This window comes from Terribacillus saccharophilus (assembly GCF_046592895.1).
Lineage (GTDB): Bacteria > Bacillota > Bacilli > Bacillales > Amphibacillaceae > Terribacillus > Terribacillus saccharophilus_D.
Genome location: NZ_JAWVPU010000003.1, coordinates 320,737 through 340,287 on the forward strand (window position 1 = coordinate 320,737; position 19,551 = coordinate 340,287).

At 43.8% G+C, this 19,551-nt stretch carries 22 protein-coding genes, 1 pseudogene and 2 riboswitches; of the genes and pseudogenes, 5 read left to right on the top strand and 18 right to left on the bottom strand.

The features are described from left to right. Nucleotides 1-431: 431 nt before the first annotated feature. Both groL and groES read right to left on the bottom strand, forming a co-directional pair. The gene (gene groL / locus SFC66_RS12515; protein WP_411219064.1) at nucleotides 432-2,063 is read right to left on the bottom strand and encodes a chaperonin GroEL; all 1,632 of its coding nucleotides are present in this window, start codon (nucleotides 2,061-2,063) and stop codon (nucleotides 432-434) included. A gap of 52 nt (nucleotides 2,064-2,115) precedes the next feature. After that, on the bottom strand, nucleotides 2,116-2,400 hold the full coding sequence (gene groES, locus SFC66_RS12520; RefSeq protein ID WP_411219065.1) for a co-chaperone GroES: 285 nt from the start codon (nucleotides 2,398-2,400) through the stop codon (nucleotides 2,116-2,118). A gap of 268 nt (nucleotides 2,401-2,668) precedes the next feature. Between groES and SFC66_RS12525 the strand changes: the two genes are divergently transcribed. Beyond that, the gene (locus SFC66_RS12525; protein ID WP_411219066.1) at nucleotides 2,669-3,397 is read left to right on the top strand and encodes a CPBP family intramembrane glutamic endopeptidase; all 729 of its coding nucleotides are present in this window, start codon (nucleotides 2,669-2,671) and stop codon (nucleotides 3,395-3,397) included. Nucleotides 3,398-3,400: 3 nt separating this feature from the next. After that, a complete protein-coding gene (locus tag SFC66_RS12530; protein WP_411219067.1) occupies nucleotides 3,401-3,604 on the top strand; it encodes a DUF4305 domain-containing protein in 204 nt (67 codons plus the stop codon). A 76-nt stretch (nucleotides 3,605-3,680) separates the two neighbouring features. Here the strand turns inward: SFC66_RS12530 and SFC66_RS12535 are convergent, their stop codons facing one another. Both SFC66_RS12535 and SFC66_RS12540 read right to left on the bottom strand, forming a co-directional pair. Next, nucleotides 3,681-4,337 (bottom strand): FusB/FusC family EF-G-binding protein, encoded by a 657-nt coding sequence (locus tag SFC66_RS12535; protein WP_411219068.1) that lies wholly within the window; start codon nucleotides 4,335-4,337, stop codon nucleotides 3,681-3,683. Nucleotides 4,338-4,575: 238 nt separating this feature from the next. Further along, entirely contained in the window at nucleotides 4,576-5,520 is a 945-nt protein-coding gene (locus tag SFC66_RS12540) for a helix-turn-helix transcriptional regulator (RefSeq protein ID WP_411219069.1), read from the bottom strand. A gap of 84 nt (nucleotides 5,521-5,604) precedes the next feature. Here SFC66_RS12540 and SFC66_RS12545 point away from each other — a divergent pair, with 84 nt between their 5' ends. Then, nucleotides 5,605-6,048, top strand: coding sequence for a VOC family protein (locus tag SFC66_RS12545; protein WP_411219070.1), 444 nt, complete (start codon nucleotides 5,605-5,607; stop codon nucleotides 6,046-6,048). 57 nt (nucleotides 6,049-6,105) lie between these two features. Here the strand turns inward: SFC66_RS12545 and SFC66_RS12550 are convergent, their stop codons facing one another. After that, nucleotides 6,106-6,393 (bottom strand): hypothetical protein, encoded by a 288-nt coding sequence (locus SFC66_RS12550; protein WP_411219071.1) that lies wholly within the window; start codon nucleotides 6,391-6,393, stop codon nucleotides 6,106-6,108. Nucleotides 6,394-6,762: 369 nt separating this feature from the next. Beyond that, nucleotides 6,763-7,278 (bottom strand): DoxX family protein, encoded by a 516-nt coding sequence (locus SFC66_RS12555; protein WP_411219072.1) that lies wholly within the window; start codon nucleotides 7,276-7,278, stop codon nucleotides 6,763-6,765. 303 nt (nucleotides 7,279-7,581) lie between these two features. Here SFC66_RS12555 and SFC66_RS12560 point away from each other — a divergent pair, with 303 nt between their 5' ends. Then, nucleotides 7,582-7,998 carry a MerR family transcriptional regulator gene (locus SFC66_RS12560; RefSeq protein WP_411219073.1) on the top strand — a complete coding sequence of 139 codons (417 nt, stop codon included), beginning with the start codon at nucleotides 7,582-7,584 and terminating at the stop codon, nucleotides 7,996-7,998. 137 nt (nucleotides 7,999-8,135) lie between these two features. Here SFC66_RS12560 and SFC66_RS12565 read toward each other — a convergent pair. Both SFC66_RS12565 and SFC66_RS12570 read right to left on the bottom strand, forming a co-directional pair. After that, nucleotides 8,136-8,694: pseudogene (locus tag SFC66_RS12565) on the bottom strand (isochorismatase family protein). Between the two features lie 140 nt (nucleotides 8,695-8,834). Then, nucleotides 8,835-9,800 carry a hypothetical protein gene (locus SFC66_RS12570; protein ID WP_411219074.1) on the bottom strand — a complete coding sequence of 322 codons (966 nt, stop codon included), beginning with the start codon at nucleotides 9,798-9,800 and terminating at the stop codon, nucleotides 8,835-8,837. A gap of 80 nt (nucleotides 9,801-9,880) precedes the next feature. Beyond that, nucleotides 9,881-9,985, bottom strand: a riboswitch (SAM riboswitch). A 565-nt stretch (nucleotides 9,986-10,550) separates the two neighbouring features. Between SFC66_RS12570 and SFC66_RS12575 the strand changes: the two genes are divergently transcribed. Further along, nucleotides 10,551-10,766, top strand: coding sequence for a hypothetical protein (locus SFC66_RS12575; RefSeq protein WP_411219075.1), 216 nt, complete (start codon nucleotides 10,551-10,553; stop codon nucleotides 10,764-10,766). A 76-nt stretch (nucleotides 10,767-10,842) separates the two neighbouring features. Here the strand turns inward: SFC66_RS12575 and SFC66_RS12580 are convergent, their stop codons facing one another. From SFC66_RS12580 to SFC66_RS12625, 10 genes are all read right to left on the bottom strand, one after another. Beyond that, entirely contained in the window at nucleotides 10,843-11,703 is an 861-nt protein-coding gene (locus tag SFC66_RS12580; protein WP_411219076.1) for a DegV family protein, read from the bottom strand. A 272-nt stretch (nucleotides 11,704-11,975) separates the two neighbouring features. Continuing rightward, complete coding sequence (locus SFC66_RS12585; RefSeq protein WP_411219077.1) at nucleotides 11,976-13,436, bottom strand: amino acid permease; 1,461 nt, start codon at nucleotides 13,434-13,436, stop codon at nucleotides 11,976-11,978. 112 nt (nucleotides 13,437-13,548) lie between these two features. Next, nucleotides 13,549-13,736: riboswitch (Lysine riboswitch) on the bottom strand. A 119-nt stretch (nucleotides 13,737-13,855) separates the two neighbouring features. Beyond that, complete coding sequence (locus tag SFC66_RS12590; protein ID WP_411219078.1) at nucleotides 13,856-14,401, bottom strand: DoxX family protein; 546 nt, start codon at nucleotides 14,399-14,401, stop codon at nucleotides 13,856-13,858. A 181-nt stretch (nucleotides 14,402-14,582) separates the two neighbouring features. Continuing rightward, on the bottom strand, nucleotides 14,583-15,629 hold the full coding sequence (locus SFC66_RS12595) for a tetratricopeptide repeat protein (protein WP_411219079.1): 1,047 nt from the start codon (nucleotides 15,627-15,629) through the stop codon (nucleotides 14,583-14,585). Between the two features lie 149 nt (nucleotides 15,630-15,778). Further along, entirely contained in the window at nucleotides 15,779-16,348 is a 570-nt protein-coding gene (locus SFC66_RS12600; RefSeq protein WP_411219080.1) for a 5' nucleotidase, NT5C type, read from the bottom strand. Further along, nucleotides 16,345-17,454: a bifunctional diaminohydroxyphosphoribosylaminopyrimidine deaminase/5-amino-6-(5-phosphoribosylamino)uracil reductase RibD gene (gene ribD, locus SFC66_RS12605; RefSeq protein ID WP_411219081.1), complete on the bottom strand. Its 1,110-nt coding sequence runs from the start codon at nucleotides 17,452-17,454 to the stop codon at nucleotides 16,345-16,347. The genes SFC66_RS12600 and ribD overlap by 4 nt, the downstream gene beginning before the upstream one ends. Further along, nucleotides 17,447-18,202: a GTP cyclohydrolase II gene (locus tag SFC66_RS12610; RefSeq protein ID WP_411219082.1), complete on the bottom strand. Its 756-nt coding sequence runs from the start codon at nucleotides 18,200-18,202 to the stop codon at nucleotides 17,447-17,449. Before SFC66_RS12610 ends, ribD begins: the two co-directional genes overlap by 8 nt. A 233-nt stretch (nucleotides 18,203-18,435) precedes the next feature. After that, entirely contained in the window at nucleotides 18,436-18,906 is a 471-nt protein-coding gene (gene ybaK, locus SFC66_RS12615; protein WP_411219083.1) for a Cys-tRNA(Pro) deacylase, read from the bottom strand. Nucleotides 18,907-18,927: 21 nt separating this feature from the next. Next, nucleotides 18,928-19,335 carry a hypothetical protein gene (locus tag SFC66_RS12620; protein ID WP_411219084.1) on the bottom strand — a complete coding sequence of 136 codons (408 nt, stop codon included), beginning with the start codon at nucleotides 19,333-19,335 and terminating at the stop codon, nucleotides 18,928-18,930. Between the two features lie 5 nt (nucleotides 19,336-19,340). Continuing rightward, entirely contained in the window at nucleotides 19,341-19,544 is a 204-nt protein-coding gene (locus tag SFC66_RS12625) for a helix-turn-helix transcriptional regulator (RefSeq protein ID WP_411219085.1), read from the bottom strand. Nucleotides 19,545-19,551: the final 7 nt, after the last annotated feature.

The window sequence follows — 19,551 nt, forward strand, 5'->3', positions numbered from 1 at the left end:
CACGCAAATAAAGAGCTTTATTTGTTTTCCTGCATTTTTAAAGCACCTCATAATAGTCCGCCCCATTGATCACAATACTCTTTAATAAGTAAAAAGAGAGTACATCCAAGAGTATCGTGCAAAATCATACAATTTGGAAATTACTTAATAAAAATATTTAAGACTAATTTATAACTCCTTCTTCCGCCCTAACTTATAGGTAAAAGATAGCATAAGGTCACTGTACGTTGTGGACTGTACTTCAGCACTAAAACATAATATTTTGATAATTGCAAAAGTTTACCGTTTACCGTCGTATTCTTTATTCCTATCATCTAAAGATCTTGAAATACAAATTTAAGCAACAAAAAACCACTCCTCGACTTTCTTCGAGAAGTGGTTTTTGTTTAGTTTATAGTTTGCGACTATAGCAAGTTCAGAAATGATGTGAATTACATCATACCGCCCATTCCACCCATGCCGCCCATATCAGGCATGCCGCCGCCAGCGTTTTCTTCTGGCTTGTCAGCTACTACTGCTTCTGTAGTTAGGAACATAGCTGCTACGGATGCTGCGTTTTGGAGTGCGGAGCGTGTTACTTTGGTTGGGTCGACGATGCCTGTTTCGAGCATGTTTACCCATTCGCCTGTTGCTGCGTTGAAGCCGATGCCGACGTCTTCTTTTTTCAGACGCTCGATGATGACGGATCCTTCAAGGCCTGCGTTGTGAGCGATTTGGCGAACTGGTTCTTCGATTGCACGAAGGACGATTTTCGCACCTGTTTCTTCGTCGCCTGTTAGTTCAAGACCTGCAACGTTGTTGTAGATGTTGACTAGTGCTGTACCACCACCGGCTACGATACCTTCTTCTACTGCCGCGCGCGTAGAGTTAAGGGCGTCTTCGATGCGTAGTTTGCGTTCTTTCAATTCTGTTTCAGTAGCTGCACCGACTTTGATTACTGCAACACCGCCAGAAAGTTTCGCTAGGCGCTCTTGTAGTTTTTCTTTGTCGAACTCAGAAGTAGTTTCTTCTACTTGTGCACGGATTTGTGCAACGCGGGAAGTAATGTTTTCTGGGTTGCCGTTACCTTCGACAATTGTTGTGTTTTCTTTTGTAACAACAACTTTAGCAGCGCGGCCAAGCTGTGTGATTTGTGTGTTCTTCAGATCAAGACCTAGGTCTTCTGTGATCACTTCACCACCAGTTAGTGTCGCGATGTCTTCTAGCATTGCTTTACGACGGTCACCGAAGCCTGGTGCTTTAACAGCAACAGCGTTGAATGTACCGCGTAGTTTGTTCACAACAAGTGTTGCAAGTGCTTCGCCTTCTACGTCCTCAGCGATCATCAATAGAGGCTTGCCTTGCTGTACAACTTGCTCAAGTACAGGAAGTACTTCCTGGATGCTAGCGATTTTCTTGTCTGTGATCAAGATGTATGGATCTTCAAGGACAGCTTCCATTTTATCTTGGTCGGAAACCATGTACGGAGAAGCATAGCCGCGATCGAATTGCATACCTTCGACAACTTCAAGCTCTGTGTTGAAGCCGCGGGATTCTTCGATAGTGATAACGCCGTCGTTACCTACGCGCTCCATTGCTTCTGCGATCAATTGGCCAACTTCTTCGTCAGCTGCAGATATTGCCGCAACTTGTGCGATGGACTCTTTGCCTTCGATTGGTTTGGAGATTTCTTGAAGCTGTTTGACAGCTACTTCAACCGCTTTTTCGATACCGCGGCGCACGCCTACTGGGTTCGCACCAGAAGCGACGTTTTTAAGACCTTCGCGGATCATTGCCTGTGCAAGGACAGTCGCAGTAGTCGTACCGTCACCAGCGATTTCGTTTGTTTTGGAAGCAACTTCAGATACAAGCTGCGCACCCATGTTTTCGAATGCATCTTCCAGCTCGATTTCTTTCGCGATTGTCACACCATCATTTGTGATTAGCGGAGAACCGAATTTCTTATCCAATACCACGTTACGACCTTTTGGTCCGAGTGTTACTTTAACTGCATCTGCAAGTGTGTCCACACCGCGAAGCATGGAACGACGAGCGTCTTCAGAGAACTTAATGTCTTTAGCCATTAATAAAACCTCCTATAATATCTTCTATGTTATATGTTTTCAGTTCTTCGGATTATCCTAATACTGCAAGGATGTCGCTTTCGCGAAGAATTAAGTAGTCTTTGCCTTCGTATTTCAATTCTGTACCAGAGTATTTAGAGAAGATGATCAAATTGCCTTCTTCCACTTCTGGTGTAACTCTTTGTCCATTATCGGTTACACGACCGCTACCGACGGCAACAACTTTACCCTCTTGCGGTTTTTCCTTCGCAGATTCAGGAAGCACGATACCAAATGCAGTTTTCTCCTCCTGTTCTACAAGTTCAATTACGACACGATCGCCTAGTGGCTTCAACATGTGAGAAACCCTCCTTATATAATCGATAATTTGATTTTTTAGCACTCGTGTTAGTTGAGTGCTAACACAGTTATTATAATAATCAAAACGAAAAAAGATTGCAAGCATGACACTCAGATAGTTGTTCGACGAATTCCCCATTTCTCCTGCCACGCTTTGGATTATTTAACAAGTCAATTACAATGCGCACCGCTACATACTTACCCTGTTCTTATGTTAAAATACCTAAGATGATAACTACATAAGTAAGGCGGAAGGAGTCGTTATATTGCCAGCACGCTATTGGTACGTTATATTGACATATATTTTGATGCAGGCGTCCTCGTTTCTGCTGTATCCATTTTTACCTTGGATACGGGACCAAGGATGGGATCTAAGCCTCATCATCAATTGGTGGAGTGTGGTCACCTTCTTGCTTGCGGTAATCATTACATGCTTCCTGCTGCGCAGCGATATGCGCGCACCAGCCATGCGTAATGCCACTGGTGCAGGAATGACAATTTTGTGGATCATCATTGGTTTTTTCGGAGCCTACGTAGGCCAGATAATTGCTGCCTCGATTGAAACTTATCTTCTGGGCATTACACCTGGGTCGGAAAATACATCTGTTCTCATGGAAGCTGTTCGGCAAGTACCAGTATTTGTGTTGATCGTTGTCGTCTGTGCACCGATTTTGGAGGAAATCATTTTCCGTAAGATCATTTTCGGAGAAATCTACAAACGAACTAACTTCTTCGTGGCAGTGTTAGTCTCCGCTCTTTTATTCGGATTAGTGCACGGCGAAATAGACCACCTGTTGACCTACTTCAGTATGGGCGTTGTCTTCGCAGCATTATATGTTAAGACAAAGCGAATTATCGTCCCGATCATGGCACATGGTTTAATGAACCTGACCGTTGTCATCGCCCAGTTCTACCTCACACCGGAACGACTGGAACAACTGGAACGAACACGTCAGCAACTAGAAAATATGCAAACTATCATCTTTGGAGGATAACTAATGATGCGCTCACCATTGCCCGCAGGGATATTCTATTTGTTTCTCGGAATTTTATTCATATCTTGGGCTATAACGGATGTAAGAAATACCGGAGAATGGACACTGCTAAGCATCATCTTGGCTGTTTTTGCCACATTCGATTTTTACTCAGCCATCCGTTATATCAGGCTTCACTTCATGATTAAGAAAATGAATAAGAAATGAGAAGAGCCAGCCGAATGGGCTGGTTTTTAATATGTAATGATAAAAAGAGCAGACTCACGCGTCTGCTCTTTCCATATTACTGATATAAGTGATTCAGGAAAGTCTCCAGTTTCCCTATATCCGTCAGTTGTTCATTACAGCTTTGGCTGTCTTTGCATATATAGTTCCCTCTGTTCACATAAGTCTCTTTCCCGCTCTTGACTCGTGTGACGAACAGACTGACATCGTCCAGGCAGTTACATATCGAACAGATGCCTTGGATACAGCTGTTATCCAAAACGCCCGAAATGCCTTTCAGCTTCCCTTGATAAGCAACGATCAAGTGCTGCTTATGGGCCCGGGTGTCGAACCAGCCGATGTACGATAACCTCTGAAAGTCCAGCGCATCAAAGTCAGGCATCTGCAGCTTTTTCGCTTTCGGAAACAGCTTCTCCACTGTTTTCTTCGATACTCTCCGAAAGGGAATGATATACTGCTTCAGCTCTGCCAAAAACGCTTCTGCCTCCAACTCATCTTCCAATTCGAACAGACGATGCAGCAGCGTCTTCTGCTCCTCGGTCATCTCCGGCAGCATCGCCTCCACTTTCGAATAAGCGTGTAATCTTACTCCGTCCATCGTATCGGCGTGGTTCACCGTAGCTTGAGCATTGATGATATGAGACACCTGCCGTGCAATGACGTTATATTGGTCATTCCGGATGAATGCTTGTTCTGTGTTTTTCCGTTTATCCATTTCCTGTTCGCTCCCTTATCTTTTTTAAATTGCCAGATAAGTGCAAAGCCCGGACAGAAAAGGATACATTGGCGATTAGTAAACAGTACCCTCACACAAAGTATCGCCTTTCCCAATAGGCTTTGCATGAGCTGTTCCAAATTCTGACGCATGAGCATTCCTCTCAGTTGCCATCAGGTATCACCTCCACTTACAGAATAGACAAAAATGGAAGTTTTTGCAATACACGGTGCAAGAACTATATTAGACCGTTCACATGATTCTGTATCGATAAAATTCTTTTTTGGATGCTGTTTCTTAGTTCCGCCGGCTGAACGGACAAAATGGATGTGCCGAATCGCAAAAAGTAATCGGCAATAAACAGCTCTTCTTCTGCGTGATAATGACCACATATCGTAAAAGTATTTCCCGTCGGGTTTAAAATCATCGACGGATAATTTTCTTTCTCATAAAGGTCCTTACCTCGTTCGGTTACTTCTACCGTAAACGCTATTGCATCTGGTCTTTGATGATATGTCGTCACAAGAGAAAATAAATAATCCCATGACTGAGACTGCACCTCATCATTCTCTATCATATTCATGACTTTATCGCAGCGGATATTTTGAATCATCTGCTTGTCCATATTATAGACTTTCGCATACCACTGGCTGAATCTCGACTGAAGCGTGATGAATTGAACTGTCATCTTTTTGCTGCTGTTTTGTTTTCGATAAGAAATGGTATACACTTTTTCATCCAATATCCCTTTTAAGATTTCTTTGAGATAGGCTGCCTCATTTCGATGATTTGGTGTATCCAGACTTACTGCATGCTTCATTTTTTCGATTCTATCTTTGATGGCACTTGGCAGGACACTTTGAAAAGTGTCTTCCAAGCTGCTGATTTCTTGTTTGAACGGTGTTTCCTTATAACCTGCCAACGTCATCATCGCAAAATAAATGGCGTACAGCTCTTCTGATGTAAATGTGATTGGCGACAAGATGCGGTTATCCAATACAACATATTTACCGTTCCTGCCGTGCTCTGCGTAAAGCGGCATGCCGAGCAGTTCAAGTGCCTGGATATCACGAATGGCGGTACTTCTGGAGATACCATATTCCTGCATCAAATCCTTCAAGTTAAAATGCTTCTTTTCATTTATGTACTGCAGCATGCTCTGCAATCGTTCTGATTTAGACATGATGATACTCCTTTAAAAGGTGTCATGAATTGATACCTTTCTACTGTATGCTAAAGCTGTTGTTAAGAAAAGGAGGAATTTTACATGACATTGGAGATAGCCGTTTTTCTATCGATGGACGGAAAAGCAAAAGAAGCTATAGCCTTTTACAAAGAACATTTGCAGGCTGAGGAGTTATTGCTGGTAAGCTATATGGACATGGCAGAGCGCGATGCAGGGATGATGCTTACGGAAGAGAATAAAGACTATATTTCACATTGCGTACTGCGAATTGGCAGATCTAACCTGATGATTGCCGAAGAAACGATGGATCCAAGAGAACAATATGAAGCAGGCAATAATTTCTCACTTTGTATCCAAAGTGCTAATTTAGCGGAGATACGGCTTTTCTATCAAAATATGATGCGAGATAGCCGTGTGAAAGTCATTCAGCCGTTAGAAGCGAATGTATTCAGTGAAGCATACGGCGTTGTGCGCGATCCTTTTGGAGTTGATATTCAGCTGATGTATGATCCGCGGTTGAGTTAAACCCTGAAAAAAGAGGAACCTGTCTTATGATAGGTTCCTCTTCCGTATATTTGTCCGTCAAGATGTAGTAATTATAATTCTCCGATGCAATGCTTTCGTGAGGATACGCTGATACGCTTGGCGATGCGGATTTTTGACAAGCCTTTTATTAGTCAAACGTCCTATCGTATTCCGAACAGCTTTATCAAAGACGATCAAGTCCCGATATGGCTGCTTGTGCAAATATTGCTGAAACCAATCAGTTCTTTTTAATTGCTCGATATTCATCTGGATATCATCTTCATCCACACTTCTCCAATTAACGTATGAAAAAAGCAGATTACAAGCGTCCATAAGCAGCAACACGATAGATTCCCCTTCCGTTGTGTTTTTACTATTTACGGCTAGGCACTTAAAAAGGTTGCAAATGTTTGTCAGTATAAAAAGCTCGTAACGTTGATATGTCATGAGCAACAGTGTCGTTTACAATCTTGATTCCTTCTTATGACCAATCTTTTGCAGCTTTCTCCTTATAAGTGTAAACACCACTTTGTACACTACAAATCGTACCGTGGAGAAAATCAAGACTTCCATCACCACTTATACCTAGGAACCGGCATGTATCTTCATTCTAGTTGCTGCCATACCTGCAGCAATGAAAATCGCAAAATAAAATTCCTTTTGGGATACAGAAAAAACCACCTGAATGATTCAGGCGGTTTCCTTTTATTCTAATTAAGAAGCAATCGGTTTCGTCGGTGTTTTTGGTGTGTGTTTTGGATAATGATTTCTGAGATACGGCATGATCCATCTGTCTAGTCCATAGCGTCCGGCATTAGCGCCTGCAACGAGCAGGAAGACGGTCAGCAGTACCATTTGTGCGTTTGTGCTCACGGTGCCGCTGAATAGGAAGGCAAAGTTCATTACAATCCCCATGAGGGCGGCGAAGTTGGTGAAGATTCCGAGAATGAGTGCGATTCCGACTAGTATTTCTCCCCACATGACGAGGAAGCTGAACATTCCGGCATTTGGCAGTGCCACTTGCTCCAGGAAGACCGCCCACCAACCCTGCACTGCAGGATGCTCTCCACCAGCTTGCGCGACCGCTCCTTGCAGGAAGCCGCTGGCATCGAATCCGCCTCCGGTCAGTTTACCAAGTCCGCCTGTTAGCCAAGTGTAGCCAAGATAAATCCGGATGATTGCCCAAAGCCCTGCAGCTGCTTTGCTGTTTCGAATCCACTGTATGATCATTTTCTCCACACTCCATCCATGTAATTGGTTTGTTAAACACTTCACATATTAGATTAAGAGGGATTAGCGCCTTTCCTTCTACACCTGCAGTATAAGCGAAAAAAGTATGCAGTGCTTATAATTGTGAGCGTTTTCACATTTTAGCTATAATCTCTTTACAGTTTTGTGAACCCCGTTAAAATGCTGTTTCAATAACAATGGATGTAGGTTTTCTTGTACCGTCTCCACCCTTGACTTAGAGTCGGCTCTAAGGTGTAGGGTTAAATAAGATAACACTATCATAGCTAATAAGGAGAATGAGCGATGACCTATCGTATCGGGGAATTGGCGAAGCTAACGAATCTAAGTGAGCATACCCTGCGCTATTATGAGAAAGAAGGCTTACTTGTTCCAAAACGGAATGACCATAATATCCGTGATTATTCCGAAGATGACCGATTATGGGCCGAATTCATTGTCCATATGAAAGGAACGGGTATGTCACTGGATGATCTGAAGAAGTATAAAAACCTTCGGGAATCAGAAGGTGATAATTACGAAGATTTAGTTGCCATCCTGGTTCGCCACAAAGAGAATGTGGAAGCAAGGATTGCGGAATATCAGCACAACCTTGTTCTGATGAATAAGAAAATAGCAATGTATGAGCGGTATATAGACGGCAGTGACGAAAAAGATTTATACGAGAAATTTGTTGAAGGGAAACATCTTCCGCAGCAATAGTTCGCTCGAGCCTGGAGCAGTATCCGTTACATGTTGAAAAGCACTTATCTGGGAGAAGATAAGTGCTTTTCGCATGTTTCCAAACATGATTAGATATTTCCCTGTACGATAGCCATTGTTTCAAAAAGCCTTGGAACTTACCGATACGTATCATGTGTAGGTACAAATAAGTCTTCCGCTGCTTGCCGCACAACTGAGAAATGATCCACATTATAATGCCCGTGCAAAATCTGATTATGATGCTGGATGATTTGCTCTGCTGACAAGATATTCGATCCAGCCGTGGAGTGGCCATCTGCTACTAAGGTTACGTCCATCCCTTGCACAGTGCTAGTACGGACTGCCGTGTCGATACAGTGCTGTGTTTCACAGCCCATGATGACAAGGTGTGTGAATGCTTCTGCTTTCACATATTCGAGCAAACCTGTTCCGTAGAAAGCATTGGTTGCCTGTTTGTTAAAAATGGGTGCTTCCTTTGGTACTTGAATTCCTGGGTGAATCTGAAATCCTTCTCCTTCTCCACCTGCAACATCTGTATCGCGGACAAAATGGATGTGTGCATCAGCGGCCTTTGCTTTGCCGATGACCAAGTTGATTTGTTTTTATCAGGTTTTCTTTCTGGTAAACAGGTCTCTCACCTGCCTCACCTTCGATCAGTGCCTGCTGTGCATCAATGACCAGTAATGCTTGCTTCAAAAACATCTCCCCTTCAGCTTTTCGCTAAAACCTTCCTGCTTTGCGACTTGTATGCTCGTCTTTTCTGTTTCATACCGGACCGCCTCCTTTATCTGGTAGTTTCAGTATACGGTATTACAGACAGGAATGGAGATTATTCCTTAAAATTGCAATTCCCTGCTCCGCCATAAATACGTCTGGATCAGTTGATTCGTGTCCTCCAGATCCTTCACCGACACAACTTGTGTCGCTTGATCAAGATGCTCGATCGGGATGTTCAGGATACTGACCGGAATCTTTGTGGACAGCTTCTTATAGCGATGCCGGAACAAGAATTCCAGCTGAAACGGAATCTCGTGTGCAATCGCCAAATCAACCAGCTGATTTTTCAGCGTCTGATTGATCGGTATTGTCTTATCTGCCACCTTGATTGCCACACCACTGCCCAGCTCGATGCTGCCTCGACTTTTAGGAGAGATTCTTTGGCGTGTAACAGAGCCGATGTAGAAGGCGGCCTCACCCTCTAACTGATTGGCAAGATGGTTTTTGTTATGCTGCGGAAAGAAGATGATGGTGATTTCGCCTTCAGCTGTGTCCCACTGCTGCAGGAGCTTGATCGCAATTGCCGGGGCAATCTTATTATCCAGCCCTTTCCCGACGACCCGGCCGCTCACTTCATCACCAAGATATAGAAAATCATCATATAGCGTCACATGGTTGCCAGGTTCAACTCCCATATCGGATGCCTCCTGCTTCGAATTGGCACCAATATCGATGACTGCCGCATGCGATCCTGCTTCCCCTGCTGTAATCACGCCGGTGAGGAGTCCCTTCCTTGTCTCCACCTGGACCGTTTGACCTTGTGCATAAGTAAGTGAAAAATAATTCGCATCTGCTGCAAGTGCCCCTGATTCTGTAATGGCTGAGACAACATAGATTTCTTCTTTCACCTCCGCGAGCAGCGTGATTTTGGGTGCATGCTGTTCACCTCGTTTACGCACAACCAAATTACCTCTGCTGTCGAAATGCATCTCATCCACAAAAGGTGTGATTTTATCGACGATTTGTGAAATGAATGACTGCTTATACCCTTTGTACTTGGACAACTCCCGAATCAATTCAAACATAATATTTTCCCCTCTCTGTAGGCAGCGGGACAAATACAAAAGCCTCTCGGGCTAGATGCGTCGAGAGGCTTCCTCTATTCATCTTATCTGCCGGCTATGAACCGATGGAATTAGCACAGTATCTGTTGTCAGATCTGCTGCTGAGGCTTCAAAGGGCCATATCCCTCCACCTCTCTGGATAAGAAACATATGCGGTTTTTAGAAAGTGTAACAGGCAGCACAAACATTGTCAATATAACTTATCGGGTAACTCGGAAATAAGGTAATGATGATATGATCAGGTATTCAGGAATATACTTGTGTCTTACCATACGATAAGACAGAAGCAGTCAATGCAGGATATCATGGTAGTTAAATTTATATATATTCTTATCTTTCGTCATGATATTCTGTAAAATAGGATTATCGAAAGGATTTAACATGCGGCAATATGTTGGCGTTATTTCTTTTTTTACATCATTATTTTTATAAATTGAAATTTGTCGTGACAGTTATTTTATTTGCTGCAGCTATCATTTTGAATTTAAATGCTTCCCCTGATTTAGAAAGGTTTCCGCTATTCTTCTGATCATATTGTCCATCATTTACATAGGTTTCATTGTCATTTCATCATATCGGGAGTCTTACTATCCAAACAACATTTACCTGATTACTTGCAGCTTATCCGTTATGCAACGTTCATTTTTGCTTCATTCAAGATAGTGAGTCCAATCCATCCATGATTCGAAAATAACTGTGAGGAGAATTGTCATGAGCTGGGAAATGAAACGAGTTATCGCTGTATTATTCATTGCACTGCCATTGCTGACAGCTACTTTTTTATGCTTTAAAAGTGAACTTTTAATTCCAAATGATAGCGGCGGTACAGATGGATATACAGTAGCTAAGACGTTGATGATTGTGTTTACGCTATATTTATTCACTAAAATTGGATTTGTAATTTTCAAGAGTACGGAAAAGAAATAGCTACTATAAAACACTCGCACAGATTAATAGTGCGAGGGTTTTATAGTCATCTTTAGTAAGCGAAACATCATTCAATTCAAATGGAATAAGCAGCAGGCATCCAGCTGGCACCGATTCCGCCGCGTCCGAAGTGGATGGCCATGACCGAGCTGATTTCATTGCTGATATAAACTTCGGCTTTATCTCCCAAAGTTTCCATTGCATCTTTCAATTCATGTGCAAGATCGATGGAGTTCACATGTGTGATGCGGACAATTTGTTTTCCTGATTGCTCGATGTCGCCTTGCAGTTTATCAAGCATCCATTTTAACAGCCGTTTCTTCGTGCGGACTTTCCCCATGACTTCCAATTTTACTTTTTCAAATCCTACTATCGGTTTTATATGCAATAAGTTTCCGATTCTGGAGGCTGTTTTCGAGATACGCCCGGTGCGGACCAATGTAGTCAGATCATTTATGGTCAGATACAGTTTGCTGTGGGTGCTGTAATAGTCGATTGCCTTCACCAACTCATCGAAGGTTTTGCCTTGCTCCATCAGCTGGCACACTTTCACGACAATATTCTCTGTCCCAATGGAAGCCGTATTCGTATCAATGACGGTAATGCGGTCTTCAGCGCCGATCGTTTCCCTGGCTATACGCGCTGAATTGACGGTACCGCTTACATTTTCGGTGCAATGTAAACTGAGTATCATGTCGTATTCTGCCAGTAATTTTTCATAAATTGTGACAAATACATCTGGTGACGGAAGGGAAGATGAATAAGCTGCTCCTTCATCTATAAAACGGAATAATTGTTCATTTGTAATCTCTTTCAAATCCACATAGGACTTATCATCTATAACCACATTCAAGTGTGCATAATATATAAAAGGATATCTTTTTAAATCCTCTTCTCTTACATTCGTTAAACTGTCTGTCACGATAGCTATTTTCATATATTCACCTCTTATTCAGTATAACTTGTAAATGAAATAAAGAAACAAGAAGATTGGGAAATAAGTAATAAAACGTTCATGATCTGACACATAAATAGCACAATTTTCCTGTTACCGTTACTTCGTGTGATTCAGGAGGGTATCTTTAACTCCTGGCTGATGGATTACGTGCATCAAATCATAATTGATTATATATAGCTTTCCCCAAAATTGGAGCTATACCAACATGTTTGAGCAAAAAGAAAAAGCTGCCGATTGCTCGGCAGCTTCTCTTATTCTGGTGCAGTTTCATGTGCCGGAGTAGTCAAATCCACTTCCTCCAGTTTATACACCTTCGTTTTCTTTTTCACTTTGAATATGATCCAGCAGAGCAGGAAGACCGGGATGCCGATATAAGATGCAATCAAGCTTCCCCAGTCGATGCCGTCTGCTGTGAATGCAGAGAAGCTTTGACCGACAATGACGATGATACATAATACAAAGGCAAGAATCGGTGCTATCGGATAGAATTTTGCCGTGTACGGCAAATCCTTGATGTCATTTCCTTGTGCAATATACGCTTTACGGAAGCGATAGTGGCTGACGGCGATCCCAACCCAGACGATGAAGCCAGCCATTCCGGATACATTCAGCAGCCATGTGTATACGACGCCATTGCCGAAGAAAGATGTCAGGAAAGCCACACAGCCTACAGCTGCTGTAGCAATCAGCGCGTTCACAGGCACACCGTTTTTATTCAGCTTACCAAGGAATGCCGGTGCTTTCCCTTCTTTCGCCAAATTCCAAAGCATGCGTGTGCTGGCATACATACCAGAGTTACCGGCAGACAGGACAGCAGTCAGGATGACCGCGTTCATGACGGATGCCGCAAATGCGATCCCTGCTTTCTCGAATACAAGTGTGAATGGACTCAGACGGACGTCATCACTTGCAAGACTTTCCGTTGTATAAGGAATTATCATCCCGATGATGAAGATAGCTAAGATATAGAATAGTAAAATCCGCCAAAACACAGAACGAATCGCTTTCGGGATCGATTTTCTTGGATTATCCGCTTCCCCGGCTGCTGCTCCAAGCAATTCTGTTCCTTGGAAAGAAAAGCCGGCTGCCATGAATACGCCAAGCAAAGCTAGAAAACCACCATTGAATGGTGCGTCTTTCACTGTAAAGTTGGAGAATCCAGGTGAATCATCACCTAAAATACCGATGATCATCAATACTCCGACGATGATGAAAATGATGACTGTGACGACTTTGATCAAACTGAACCAGTATTCGGATTCCCCGAATCCTTTAACGGAAATATAATTCAATAGAAACATGATAATCAAACTGATGGCGCTCCAGATCCAAGATGGCGCGTCCGGGAACCAAAAGCCCATGATCAATGTAACGGCAACGAGTTCTGCCGCGATGGTGATGGCCCAGTTGAACCAATAGTTCCAGCCGAGTGCAAATCCGAATGATTCGTCGACAAAACGTGATCCATATGTGCTGAAGCTTCCGGATACCGGCATGAATGCTGCCATTTCCGCCAAGCTTGTCATCAAGAAAAATACCATGCAGCCAATCAGCGCATATGCAAGTAACGCGCCTCCTGGTCCTGCGCTTGAAATCGCGCCTCCGCTAGCCAGGAATAATCCTGTACCAATTGTACCGCCAAGGGAGATCATCCCTAGGTGCCGAGCTTTCAGTTCCCGGCGTAAGCTCGGTTGTTTCGTGTTGTTGCTCACTTTCTTTCCCCTCTCTGTTTCTTCGTCCGCGTTGCGCTATAGATACGAAAAAAGGCCGTCCCGGATAGTTTGCTCTATCGGAACGGCCTTTACTAATAAACAGCATCATTCTCACAAAGATAGCGCAACACGCCAGCTTTGCTACTGACGTGACAGTCCTGCCCCTATTCGAGTGCAGGCCCAGCCAGGATTGATTGGAGAATCTCCCCGGCTTCGGCAGCTGTTCCTTTTCATCCTGATCAACAATCTCTCCCGATCTCCCAGTCTGTACTCTTAACAGCCGCAACCTCTACCTCATCGAATGATGAGGATTTGTATGCAATTTAAAAACCTTTTTAACTGTACTACACAGATTGACATATTTCAACAAGAAATTATTTCCGCACAAAAAACACGCGGCACACCGCGTGTCTCTTCTATCAAACATATTGTCTCTTGCGATTTTTCGTTGTTCTATTTTGACCCTTGCTGCGCAAAGAGGGCATGATCCAATAATCGAGACCGAATCGTCCAGCATTGGCACCGCCGATCAGCAGCAATACCGCCAGGATGATCATGATCAAATTCTGTGTGAATGCACCGCTCAAGAGGAAGGAGAGATTCATCAGTATTCCCATTAAAACTGCAAAACCAGTGAAAGCTCCAAGCAGCAGTGCCAAACCGACCAATGTCTCACCCCACATGACGAGGAAGCTGAAAACTTCGGCATTGGGCAAAACGACACTTTCGAGGAAATTTCCCCAGCTTCTTTGGATGAAACCGCCATCCTGGCGTGCCAATGTCCCTTGCACGAAGCCGCTCGCATCAAAATTTCCGCTCGTTAGCTTGCTGAAGCCCGCTGCCAGGAATGTGTACCCTAGATACAATCTGATGACTAGGAAGACGACTGCTGCACCTTTGCTTTGCCGTAAGTTGCCGATGATATTTCCTCCTTCTGAATCGCTGTCAGATTTTAACCGATACAAATCGGTTTTACTACAGCTTTAGTATAAGAGAAAATACGTCATTTGGAATATTTATGCACAAAACTTAATAGAATGGTAATATTTTTGAAAGATTCTTATTAGATTACCTAGATAGGTACTATACAGATAGATATTGGTTTTTCATGATTCTTAGGTAACATGTAAAATATCCTACTGCTCTTCATCGTACAGCGAGCTGGTAATAGTGATTTGCCTTCTCTTCTTCTCCTTTGAACGTATAATACTCAGCCAGACGCAAACTGTAATAGTGTACACTATATCTGTCACCATTAGATTCATAATAACTGATGCCGCGTGTCCACACTGCCTCGAAGTTATCATGGTCGATAAATTGCTTATGCAGCATGGCAAATGCCCATTGATAATTTGTGTCTTCTACTTTTTTACTCCTTACAAAACCTAACCGATAATAGCGTATGGCTTCTTGTGTTTGATTGGCACGGAATAGCGACTCAGCCAAATAGTATAGACTTTTCAAATAGTGCGTTTTTGGCTCGGCATGGACAGCTTTCTCAAAGAAGCTGATGGCTGTTTCGAACTTATGCTGTACGAAATATAGCAATCCCAGATTATGATGTACCATCGCTGTCAAGCCTAGCGAAAGTTCATCAGGCTGGCACTCCAGCACATCCTGCATACAATACTCTGCCTGCTCAAAATTACGGACTTCCAAGTAATTAAGTCCCAGCAGCAGCTTGCACTTAGCCACATGCAGCCGCTGCTGGTGATGTTCTGCGAAATGGAGTGCTTTCGTCGTATTCAATGCTGATAGTGCTGGTATGCAGGTTTGATAGTATGCATTGGCTAATTTATAGTAAAAGTCCGCCTTTTCTTCTTCCTCTGTCAGGTAGCTTTCCGCTTGCTCATAAAAGCAAATCGCTTCTTTCCACTTTTTCTTTCTGGAAGAGATTTGTCCTTTAAAATAATGGTAAAGGTATATGTTATGGCGGAATAATTCACGACCTTGAGCCTCGAATTGATTCATAAGCCTTTCAGCTGCCATCACTTCATCCAGCATCAGCTTGTAACGGATAATAAGTAAATCAGATGTTATCAATGCTTCTTGTGATCCAATACCTTTTCTCATCTCGTCAACCGTCTTTGCCAGCACACTAGCGTCAGCCTGTTTTTCCAGCTTCATCACTTGATAGAAATCCTGAAGCAGCCTTCCAAAAACTTTATCATCAACCGATACCACGTGGCCCATTGTCCTTCCTCCCCCTTATACCGACTTATCAACATTTCCTTATAATTATCTATTAAGTTAAACAAATTATTCTATACGTTTACTTCTTCATCAAATAGGAATTTCCTCCTGTTTTATAGAAATACAAAAAAAATGACGGGATGTCTCCGTCATTTTCCCTGAATCATTTCTTTTATTTCCGATAAGTCGACTATTCTTGGCAGCTGTACGAGCCGGTTATAAGACTGGTCCTTCACAAATACCTTTGTTGCGGTCTCCTCCAGCAGTGTGTTCAATACGTCTGGTTTATCATCAAAATAATAATCCAGTCCCAATTCTTTGATGATATGTATTTTATCTGCATCTTGCATCCCATAGAAAAACTGCTCATCTTCAATCCGGAATCCGAGCGTACGCAGCCATTGCTTTGTTCTTTCACCATGCTCCTTGGGCCTTGATGTAATATAGTAGATCTCATGACCATCCTGCTTCAGCTCCTGCAGCAGGTCGACGGCATTCGGGAATGGCGGGCATGTAGTATAATAGATTTCTTCCAAAGTGGAATTCCACATCCGGGAACCTTCTTCATCTGTCAGGCCGAATGGCTCATGGATTTCCACTCGCTGCAGTTCATGGAATACGCCGATCGGAATTTGTCGGTTCATTTTCCTGTTATAAATGTGGAAGGCATGCTCCCGCAAGTTGATCAGTGTATCATCGATGTCAAAACCTAGTTTCATTGCTTCGTTTCCCCTTTATCATAAAGCGGATAACCGACGAACTTGAAATCCTGCCCGATTTTAATGATGTCTGTATCGGTCAATTCCACAGCCTCAGCCATCTTGGCAAATCCTGTTCCTTCCAGGAAAGTCGGCGCATCCTTTCCGCCCACCAGCTTCGGCGCAAAGTACAGAACTGCTTTGTCTATCAGATGATTCTCCAGGAACGACGCATGTATGCTGCCTCCGCCTTCGATCAATACCGAAGAGACAAGCTGCTCCCCAAGCATCTCTGCTACTTCCGTTACATTCACACGGCTAAAGCCACTCGTCTGGAATACTTTGATACCGTGCGATAGGAGGGTTTGCTCTTTTGCTGCGTCTGCCTGCTCTGTCGTGAATATCCAGGTTTCAGCCAGTTTATCCGTGACCACCTTGCTATCCATCGGGATGCGCAGCTTGGTGTCCAAAACGATCCGGATCGGATTTCGTCCATTCGGTATCCTTGCTGTGAGTTCGGGATCATCTTCTATCACTGTATTCACCCCGACAAGGATGGCCATGTTCTCATTGCGAAGCTGATGGACATCCTGTCTGGAAGCAGCTGAGGTGATCCACTTACTGTCAAGCGCATGGGTAGCGATTTTGCCGTCCAGAGTTGTGCCTGCTTTCAGGGTGATGAAAGGTTTCTTCTCGACGATGAACTTATTGAAAACCTCATTCATCTTACGGGACTCTTCCGCACGTACGCCGATTACCACTTCAATGCCTGCTTCTTCCAGGATTTTCACCCCATTGCCGGCTACCAATGGATTCGGATCAAGCGTGGCAATGACCACTTTTTTCAAGCCTGCTTCCTTGATTGCCACTGCGCACGGGCCTGTGCGTCCGTGATGGGAACAAGGCTCGAGCGTGACATAGATCGTCCCGCCCTTCGCTTTTTCTCCCGCCATCCTGATGGCATGAATCTCAGCATGCGGTTCTCCGGCTTTCAAATGCGTGCCGATACCGACGATGCGATCATCATTCACGATCACCGAGCCTACCAGTGGATTCGGATCGGTCTGTCCTTTCATCGCTTTGGCGTTTTGTAAGGCTAAGTCCATATAAAAAGTGTGATCAGTCATTGCTGCAGATCTCCTCATCGCCAAGGTGGCCGGAGCGGACGATTTTCGTCTTGAGGTAGTTCTCGTTATATTCCGATACATCGCCCCAAAGCGCGGATCGTCCGGAGAGCTGCATGCCTGCCTGTTCCATCGCAGCTAATTTGCGCGGGTTATTCGTCATCAGCGTGACTGGTTTGGTACGGAGCGCCTTCAATACTTGAATCGCATCGGTATAATCGCGTGAATCATCCACAAAGCCAAGACTTTCATTCGCTTCCACTGTGTCATAGCCATTTTCCTGCAGGATATACGCCATTGCTTTACTGAATAAGCCGATTCCGCGGCCTTCATGATTTGCCAGATAAAACAATGCGCCCGTGCCGGACTCGACGATTCGTTGCATGGATTGTTTCAGCTGGAACCCGCAATCACAGCGTTTACTGCCGAAAATATCGCCTGTATGGCAGATTGAATGCATCCGGATCAATGCATCTTCCGCTGTGGCAAAATCACCATACACCAATACACTGGACTGCTGCATTTCCGCCAGATTCATATCGGATAGTTTTTCGATGATTTCTTCATAATCCTTGGCTACTTCATCGCAATTCAGCCAGCAATACCACTGGAATGTGACGGTTTCACCGTATAAGTTCACAGGCAGTTTGATCGGTCCCACTAAGTAAATGGCTCCCTCAGCAGTCGGTATAAGTTCAATTTTATCTTTTAAGATCGAAATGGCTTTCGATTCCAGTTTCATTTCAGTCATCCATCTTTCTCCTTTTTTATCAGTGTGCCTTGAGATCACTGGATTTATGTAGGCACCAGTCTGCCTGGTTTGGCTTCTTTCATCATAGTATGACAGATCATATCTTAGAAGTAGGCACATACAGGTGGTTTAGTATAAAAAAGATACCACACTGTTATGTGCTAACTATACACCCTTTGATAAAATGGGAAAATAAATAGGCTCCGCTTCTGGATGAAAAACGGAGCCTATTGTTATTCGCACAAGGATGTCACTGTATGCGGCAAGACCTTGCGCAGATCAGATAAGGTGATTTCCACTTGATAACCGATTTTGCCAGCGCTGAAAATGATGGTTTCAAATCCCGAAGCACTGTCATCCACAACGGTACGAAAAACTTTTTTCATGCCGATCGGGGAGCAGCCTCCATGTACGTAGCCTGTAAGCGGCAGTAATTCTTTCGCCGGCAGCATCCGAATCGACTTTTCCCCGACACTTGCAGCCGCTCGCTTCAAATTGAGCTCCTTCCCCACCGGGATGACAAATACATAATGCTGATTCGACTTACTCACCGTGACAAGTGTTTTGAACACCTGATCCGGATTCTGACCTAATACCTCAGCTACCTCCATGCCGCTGATTGCATCTGTCTCGGCATAGCTGTAGGACTTGTATGGTATTTTCCGCTGATCCAGCATTCGCATGACATTGGTTTTGTAATCCATTGTCTTTCCCCTTTCATTGCATCAAAGCCGCTTTACTACAAACAACCCGACTGTCATCAATACAATGATAACCGCCCCATATGCAGCGATCATTCCAAGTTCGATCGTTTCGTATCCGATTCCAGCCATTACGAGCAGCAGCAGACCGGAAAGAAAAGCTACAAACAAAAATGCTGCCAGCAAATAATTCTTGAGCATCCGGACTGTCCGTTCATCCATATCCGTCTTCCTGCTCCTGCGCTGGGACCAACTGATCAGCATCGGCAATCCGACGCCGCACACCGCTCCAACCAGGACGAATAGAAGAAAAAAATCCCCTGATGGCAGCTGCTCTCCCACAAGCTTTATCCCTAGCCAGATACCAAAAAAGCAGCATAATGTCATGCACACATATATCAAAAATTCATTACGCATCTTCATCTTTCGCATTTGCCTTATTCCTCCTCTAAATAAAAGAGCTGTTCAATCGGCACATCAAAGTATGCAACCATCCGAAGAGCAAGCTCCAAGCTTGGATTGTACTTTCCTTTCTCGATTGCAGTGATCGTTTGACGGGTGATCATCAAATCCTCTGCCATTTTCACTTGTGTAATCGCTCGTTCCTGTCGTAATTCCCTTACTCGATTTATCACTTTCATCCGCTAC

What these genes read in the sequence shown, in the direction of transcription:
- SFC66_RS12560 (WP_411219073.1), top strand. Translation starts at nt 7,582, where the DNA reads ATGACCTATCGTATCGGGGAATTGGCGAAGCTAACGAATCTAAGTGAG.
- SFC66_RS12555 (WP_411219072.1), bottom strand. Translation starts at nt 7,278, where the DNA reads ATGATCATACAGTGGATTCGAAACAGCAAAGCAGCTGCAGGGCTTTGG.
- SFC66_RS12545 (WP_411219070.1), top strand. Translation starts at nt 5,605, where the DNA reads ATGACATTGGAGATAGCCGTTTTTCTATCGATGGACGGAAAAGCAAAA.
- SFC66_RS12580 (WP_411219076.1), bottom strand. Translation starts at nt 11,703, where the DNA reads ATGAAAATAGCTATCGTGACAGACAGTTTAACGAATGTAAGAGAAGAG.
- SFC66_RS12535 (WP_411219068.1), bottom strand. Translation starts at nt 4,337, where the DNA reads ATGGATAAACGGAAAAACACAGAACAAGCATTCATCCGGAATGACCAA.
- ribD (WP_411219081.1), bottom strand. Translation starts at nt 17,454, where the DNA reads ATGACTGATCACACTTTTTATATGGACTTAGCCTTACAAAACGCCAAA.
- SFC66_RS12625 (WP_411219085.1), bottom strand. Translation starts at nt 19,544, where the DNA reads ATGAAAGTGATAAATCGAGTAAGGGAATTACGACAGGAACGAGCGATT.
- SFC66_RS12570 (WP_411219074.1), bottom strand. Translation starts at nt 9,800, where the DNA reads ATGTTTGAATTGATTCGGGAGTTGTCCAAGTACAAAGGGTATAAGCAG.
- SFC66_RS12610 (WP_411219082.1), bottom strand. Translation starts at nt 18,202, where the DNA reads ATGACTGAAATGAAACTGGAATCGAAAGCCATTTCGATCTTAAAAGAT.
- SFC66_RS12540 (WP_411219069.1), bottom strand. Translation starts at nt 5,520, where the DNA reads ATGTCTAAATCAGAACGATTGCAGAGCATGCTGCAGTACATAAATGAA.
- SFC66_RS12595 (WP_411219079.1), bottom strand. Translation starts at nt 15,629, where the DNA reads ATGGGCCACGTGGTATCGGTTGATGATAAAGTTTTTGGAAGGCTGCTT.
- SFC66_RS12620 (WP_411219084.1), bottom strand. Translation starts at nt 19,335, where the DNA reads ATGCGAAAGATGAAGATGCGTAATGAATTTTTGATATATGTGTGCATG.
- SFC66_RS12530 (WP_411219067.1), top strand. Translation starts at nt 3,401, where the DNA reads ATGATGCGCTCACCATTGCCCGCAGGGATATTCTATTTGTTTCTCGGA.
- SFC66_RS12600 (WP_411219080.1), bottom strand. Translation starts at nt 16,348, where the DNA reads ATGAAACTAGGTTTTGACATCGATGATACACTGATCAACTTGCGGGAG.
- groL (WP_411219064.1), bottom strand. Translation starts at nt 2,063, where the DNA reads ATGGCTAAAGACATTAAGTTCTCTGAAGACGCTCGTCGTTCCATGCTT.
- SFC66_RS12575 (WP_411219075.1), top strand. Translation starts at nt 10,551, where the DNA reads ATGAGCTGGGAAATGAAACGAGTTATCGCTGTATTATTCATTGCACTG.
- groES (WP_411219065.1), bottom strand. Translation starts at nt 2,400, where the DNA reads ATGTTGAAGCCACTAGGCGATCGTGTCGTAATTGAACTTGTAGAACAG.
- ybaK (WP_411219083.1), bottom strand. Translation starts at nt 18,906, where the DNA reads ATGGATTACAAAACCAATGTCATGCGAATGCTGGATCAGCGGAAAATA.